This window comes from Pantoea sp. BAV 3049, from assembly GCF_009765445.1.
In the GTDB taxonomy this organism is placed as follows: Bacteria; Pseudomonadota; Gammaproteobacteria; order Enterobacterales; family Enterobacteriaceae; genus Erwinia.
Map to the genome: position 1 here is coordinate 2423951 of NZ_WHOY01000031.1, position 6000 is coordinate 2429950.

At 46.6% G+C, this 6000-nt stretch carries 10 protein-coding genes; 1 reads left to right on the plus strand and 9 read right to left on the minus strand.

The window, feature by feature from the left end:
• Positions 1-33: 33 nt before the first annotated feature.
• Positions 34-636, plus strand: coding sequence for a hypothetical protein (locus GSQ70_RS12250; RefSeq protein ID WP_158782804.1), 603 nt, complete (start codon positions 34-36; stop codon positions 634-636).
• Between the two features lie 349 nt (positions 637-985).
• Here GSQ70_RS12250 and GSQ70_RS12255 read toward each other — a convergent pair whose 3' ends face one another.
• From GSQ70_RS12255 to GSQ70_RS12295, 9 genes are all read right to left on the minus strand, one after another.
• Positions 986-1285: a hypothetical protein gene (locus tag GSQ70_RS12255; protein ID WP_158782805.1), complete on the minus strand. Its 300-nt coding sequence runs from the start codon at positions 1283-1285 to the stop codon at positions 986-988.
• 93 nt (positions 1286-1378) lie between these two features.
• A complete protein-coding gene (locus GSQ70_RS12260; RefSeq protein WP_158782806.1) occupies positions 1379-1915 on the minus strand; it encodes a hypothetical protein in 537 nt (178 codons plus the stop codon).
• A 45-nt stretch (positions 1916-1960) separates the two neighbouring features.
• On the minus strand, positions 1961-2281 hold the full coding sequence (locus tag GSQ70_RS12265) for a hypothetical protein (RefSeq protein ID WP_158782807.1): 321 nt from the start codon (positions 2279-2281) through the stop codon (positions 1961-1963).
• A 38-nt stretch (positions 2282-2319) separates the two neighbouring features.
• Positions 2320-2985 carry a division plane positioning ATPase MipZ gene (locus GSQ70_RS12270; protein ID WP_158782808.1) on the minus strand — a complete coding sequence of 222 codons (666 nt, stop codon included), beginning with the start codon at positions 2983-2985 and terminating at the stop codon, positions 2320-2322.
• 122 nt (positions 2986-3107) lie between these two features.
• Positions 3108-3776: a tyrosine-type recombinase/integrase gene (locus GSQ70_RS12275; protein ID WP_370521112.1), complete on the minus strand. Its 669-nt coding sequence runs from the start codon at positions 3774-3776 to the stop codon at positions 3108-3110.
• A gap of 688 nt (positions 3777-4464) precedes the next feature.
• Positions 4465-4782: a CcdB family protein gene (locus GSQ70_RS12280; protein WP_158782810.1), complete on the minus strand. Its 318-nt coding sequence runs from the start codon at positions 4780-4782 to the stop codon at positions 4465-4467.
• Positions 4782-5027: a type II toxin-antitoxin system CcdA family antitoxin gene (locus GSQ70_RS12285; protein ID WP_158782811.1), complete on the minus strand. Its 246-nt coding sequence runs from the start codon at positions 5025-5027 to the stop codon at positions 4782-4784. Before GSQ70_RS12285 ends, GSQ70_RS12280 begins: the two co-directional genes overlap by 1 nt.
• A gap of 304 nt (positions 5028-5331) precedes the next feature.
• Positions 5332-5682 carry a hypothetical protein gene (locus GSQ70_RS12290; RefSeq protein WP_158782812.1) on the minus strand — a complete coding sequence of 117 codons (351 nt, stop codon included), beginning with the start codon at positions 5680-5682 and terminating at the stop codon, positions 5332-5334.
• A gap of 39 nt (positions 5683-5721) precedes the next feature.
• On the minus strand, positions 5722-5934 hold the full coding sequence (locus GSQ70_RS12295; RefSeq protein WP_158782813.1) for a hypothetical protein: 213 nt from the start codon (positions 5932-5934) through the stop codon (positions 5722-5724).
• Between the last annotated feature and the right edge of the window lie 66 nt (positions 5935-6000).

The following is a 6000-nucleotide window of genomic DNA, read 5'->3' on the forward strand; positions in this document are numbered from 1 at the left end:
CCCGCCTGTTACCATATTACTGAGGGAACAAAAATGGGATCTAGTTTTACCGAAGAGTTTAAAGATCAGAAGATTCAAGACCTTCTGGAGGATTATATTGCCCTGCACAAAGAAATAGAAAGTGTTTTCGCTTCTTTAAAGTTGGGTTTAGAAGAAATTCCAGCACATTTTGATTCAGTTTTGTCTAAAAAAATGAATCAAATCATTCAAAGTTCCAAAGAAATTGATCAGGAGATCGAAACAGAAAAAAGTAAGATAAAGGAAATAGGGCAGACAACTAAAGATAAATTAACTCATGAAGTGATAGAGTTGATCACATCCCTAAAAACTGACCAGGAAAAAACACATCAGATTTATCAAAAACAACTTGAATCTGTTGCAAATGCAGCTAAACCTTTCAGCACTGTAAAAGCGGTATTGATCTGCATTGTGTGTACACTACTTGTCACGACTGGCCTGTCCGGGGCGTTCTGGTATGTTGCTCAACAACAAAAAGAGTCGTCATTACGTTTTTATGCTAATGGGTACATGGACATGAGAACGCTGACAGAAAAGACCATTAACAAACTACCTAAAACGCAACAAGAACAGGCAAAAGCAGAACTTAGTAAGCTTGAAAACAGAGAACCTGAATAATGGAAAATAAAATATTCAACAGAAGACTTTACATATTAATAACAGGGCTATGCTTGTAGGCACGTTAGCTTCTGGAGTCTGAAGCCCATCAGAGGAAGATTTACGTATTTTACTCTTACGCTTTTTTTGCCATCGCGCAATCCGTTCGCAATTGACCACATACCCACAGTCGAACCCTGTACGGCTTGCCCCGCCGTACAGGACGCTCCCGTTCGCGGGGGTGGCTTGCTGGCCTCCCCGCTTCACTGGCTCTTCTCATGTGGATATGTGGACAATGCTACCCTGAAGTTTTGACTCTAGCTGAAGTTAAAGGGCGACTACCGTTTCTTTAAATTTTATGACTGCGGAATTAGTGCTGTGAAGAAGCCTTATTTTGTATAGTCTCAACGGCGGCGTAACTGAGCATATCCATAACCCCCAGTGCTTTTCCGTTCAACCACAAATAATCATCGTGACAGGTAACATTTTTGAGCGGCTTATAGTCACCATTATTTTTTTTCACAAGCCCTTTTCCATCCTTGCTGCAAAAGTAATTGGTGTTTTCAGATATCTTTATCGGTTTTGCGGGATCGTCAGTTTGAATGTCAGCCGCAAAAAGTGCAGGTGTTGTCAGCATAGCTACCAGAAAAATTGATGTTTTGATTTTCATTGGTTTTCCTTAATTTGAAAGAATTAAAACAATGTATAACTAATATTTAGTGTATAACGTTATACATCGATTGAATCAATCGTATTAAAGTAGTTAGTGGAACCTTACACATCCGTTGTTTGACGCCATTTCAAAGGCTGCTTTCCATTTCAGGTATAAATCATAAAATCCTTCACTGACTCCCATGGCTCTTCCTTTAAATTCAGCAAGGTCTTTCGCCAACTTTTCACTTACCCCGGTGCCAATCACACCTTCGCAGTCACTGAAATTAATCAACTCATAGAACGGGCCGCACTCGCCAGATAGTGCGCCAGCAAGGTAACACTTTTCAACCCGCCCATAATGAACTTGTTCAGCCAGAGGATACCCTGATATTTCTGCCAGCTTTTCTCGCCATCCAGCGTGTCGGGCGTATCCAATGCTGAAACAGGTACAATTTTCGTAAGAGTAGACTGCACCGCTTTCGATATCACCAGCCCGACCGGGAAAGACAGGGTTTACCCAGGCAGTAAACCACATCCCGTCCTGTGGCAATAACACACCCGTTTTTGTGTCTATGGCTTCTCCATCACCATTCATTCTTGCATCCAGTTTTTTAATACCGCTGTATGCTGAAATGTCCAGTCCCATATTCACCTCTGCTTTTTATTAATTAGTAAATAACGTTATACACTGTTATTTTTTTACCGGCTTCCTGCCCGTTTTCGGGCGGTTCAGTTCTTCTTTGCGTATCAGGTCTGTTCGCTGTTCCTCCCCAATTAACTCCAGGGCTTTCAGTCCAGCCCTGAGAACGCTGATACGCATCGCGTGGTTTTCTTCACTGTACTGGTCTATTCTGCCAATATCCTCTTCCAGCAGCGGGAAATTTACCCTGGTGATCACGCTTCCGGATGCCGGACGATGGCTGGTTTCACTGACCAGCTCACGCAGCGTTTTGTTTTCATCAATATTTTGCAGCGCCGGGCTGACTTTCAGTTTTGTGGTGCGTTTACTCATAACTCCCCTTATAGTGTATAACGATATACACTATTTAATTATGCGGCTAACAGTTCCAGCTCACGAAGCAGCAGTTCAATCTCCCCCCGCGCCAGATTCCCGCGACGGTCATTATATTCATGTACCGATAACCCCTCGTTGTAGGCCCGTTTGTACGGCTTGCGCTGATAGAGCCGCTGCCGGGCTACCGGGAGCCAGTTATCCTGATCGGCCTCGATGTCCCGCCTGAAATTGGAGGCGTCTTCATCTGCCGGGTGCGTATCGCAGCGGTTCATGACCAGCACGGCTTTCAGCTCTTTGTTTACCGATGCCTGGTACTGTCGTACATCGGCAACCACCAGGCCCAGCGTATTGATCTCAATCTGGGAGGAAGGGTCAAGGAGCGAGATAAAAAAATCGGCCACGGCCAGGCATTTGCTGAACTCTGGTGAACGGCGTCCCGGAGCATCAAGCAACACGAAGTCATATTTTTTATCCAGCTTACGTGCCATTGCCGGGATGTCGTGATAGCACTCATAGTAGTCCACATCCGGAACGGTTCCCTGAGATCGGCGTTCGTCCAGCCAGTCCTTAACGCTGTGCTGGTCGTCGCATTCCAGCGCGGCAACACGTTTACCGCTCTTGAGGATCAGACACATCAGGATATGAATATAGATTGTGGATTTACCCACGCCGCCCTTATGACTGCCAACGAGAATAATCATAGCGCCTCACTAATAATGTATAACATTACACACCGTTATAATCTGTGCGATTTCTGTCGCACTTCCGGGTAATGTTATACAGCACCATCGTCCAGAATACAATTAATGTATAACGTTACACACTAATATTTTTTAAGTATTGCGGTGGCTTCTTCCCTGTCCATGCCAAACCGCACGGCGTAGCGTCCGGCAACGTCAGCCTCCAGGGTCAGCACGTCGAGATAGATTTGCGTACTTTTGAAATCCCGGTGGCCCAGCAGCTTTTTCAGCGTAAGCGGCTCGATACCGCAGTAAAGCAGGTGCATGGCGTAGCTGTGCCGGAAGGTATGCGGCGTGACCGGAACGGAAAAGCTCACTCCATCACGCTCACAGCGCGTTACAGCGTCACGCAGCCAGTTACGTATCGTGTCGTCCGTGACGGGCCACAGACGCTTTGTCCTGAACCGGCAGAACGTGTCCAGGTGATCGCGCAGCCGCAGCGTGAATCCCTCGTCAAAGAGCGGCACGTCGCGCATCGTGTCCTTTGGTGGCCGTCCGGGTTTGCCCTGCTGCTTGAGGGTCATCAGGGAGACGAATGGCCGGGACGGCCAGCGCTCTCCGGTATGAACATCACCAGGGGTGAGCGCCAGCGCCTCACTGAGTCTCGCGCCGGTATTCCACAGCATGTCAAAGAACATGCGTTTTCGCAGGTCAGTAAAGCCGTGCGCCAGCAGGATGGTGATTTCCGGCTCCAGCAGGTATTTCGGCTTACCGGCCTGACGGTTCGCCAGCTGGCGAACGGCCAGCGCCATTTCAAAATCGATCCGGGGCGTGGCGATGCGGCCAACCGCGCCTGGTGAAACCGGCGCGGTGCCGGTGGGGTGACTGCTCAATGTTATGCTCTCCGAACAATGCCGTGACGTTAACCGGATAGCGTCATGATAGGGGAGGGGGCGCAGGGAGTCGCGGAGAAAAACCCCGGCTGAAGGTGACCTGTCATTCGGTTAAATTTCCTGCATGGGGAGTAAACCCGAAGGGCCCGTGCGGGCAGGGTGCAGAAACATCCCCGCAGGAGAAGGTTAACCGCCCGGCCCGGCACTACATATAGTACCGGGTGCAGCTGACCGGCACACAGGATATAGCGTTATCCACAGAAACGGTGGATAACTTCCGGGAGGAACGGCGTGGTCGGTAAAGCACCCGTAAACCCGAATCGGTACGGATAATGCGAAAAACGCTACGCAGCCATGCAATCTCCATAACGTTACATAAAAAGGTGCGCGATAAACCCGACAACTAAAATCAGGGTTATTCGAAATCCGGCGGGTAATACATATCACCAACAAACCACTCCCCCTGATCTAATTCATTCTCACCAATATCACATCCTCTGTCCAGCCAGTCCCAGCGCCCTTTTTTGTTAAAAATAACTTTACCATGCGGAATATTAAACTCCTTATTTTTATTCCCTCTCAGTTGTCGGGGGCGTTGCTCTTTATTTTAAATACCTAAAATCATCATATCGATTGCAGAAACCAGTTGATCACGTAAATGTGAAGCATCCATAACCGCATCTTCAGCTTTCAGGTTTTTTATATCCGTTGTCGTTATCATGGAAGCCAGCACCACATAATCCACCTGCCCGATTGTGATAACCGGCGTTAACGCTTTTACCTGTGAATTAGAGTTGGCTTTCTGAGTTAACGGCATAACCAGGCGGGTATTAAGATGTGCAAGCATATCTGACTGCACATCAATAAAGTACGGGTACGCCTGCCTGTTCCGGGATTTATTTTTGTAGACTGCAAACTGCTTCACTAAATCACCCCGAAATTTTCATCATCGGAAAAAAGCCCGGCCTCTTCCACAAAGCTGTTTAACGCCTCAATGCCCGCGCGGTTTTCCTCTATCCAGCGCTCACGCCTGCGTTCTCTGACGGCGGTTTCCAGCGCCTGGTTAGATATCGCGGAAACGTTCAGATCCAGCGCTTTGGCTTCTTCAAGCAAACCGGCATTTAAGTACACGTTTGTACTACGTTTTTTCTCGGCTACATTCGTTCTCATAACAACCTCACGCACACAGTTTATGCGCATAAGTATAGCACATAAAAATTATTTTTTGTTTAAAAAAGGGGCATCAGCCCCTTTCAGTTACGTTAAAACATTGCGTAACCTTGCAGATAATTTAACCACCATCGAAACTGGCTCCATTCCTCGCCTTTCATGGCTGGTATGCGGGTTTCCCAGCCTTTGACAAGGGAATCAGCAAGCTGTACGATCTGATCGGTTGACATTATTAATGCCTCATTGTGTTAATCTGTTAATAAGTGATCAGGTTGTTAGAGCAACCTGATCACACCTTAAATAATCAGTCATTCCCCTCCTTCTTTTCTACAGTTACCCTGTATCCGTAAAGTGTCAAAATGCGATAAGCATCTAATGCCTCACGTTCGCTTTTAAATGTCCTGATTTCTTGCTGTTCATTTCCTTTATCAAGAGAAACAGAAAATACATATTTTTCTTCTTCCTCTATATATTTAATTAATTTATCAAGCTCGCTTAATGTACGTTTTGAATCACGCAAAAATGTACAATGCATAATGGCGGTGATTGCTTCCCTGTCCAGCTCTAACAGAGCATCATTATAAGCAGCTTTAAAACAGCGATTATTACGCAGATCAGATGCAAACTGCATTGCGGCTTGTTTTAACGTTTTCATTTATTCCCCTTACTGGCGGGGTTCCCCCCGCCGTTTTTGTTAACCGACGATTTCAAAATCAATACTGGAAGGATTTACGCTGCATTTTGTGGCGATAGTCTGGATCAAGTTTTCTAACTCAGCGTGGCTTTTCACGGTAAAAGCCTGCTGAATCCCGTAGGTATTCATAAACGCTTTGCCGCTTTTGATTTCCGCTTTGGTAAAAGAGAATTTAAATGTGGCTGGATAGGTGAGATTCAGGACAGATTTCATTTGTAGCTCCTGGCCGTTCGGCCTTAAGGGAAAGCACCGCGCTTTCCATGTGAATAATATTACACG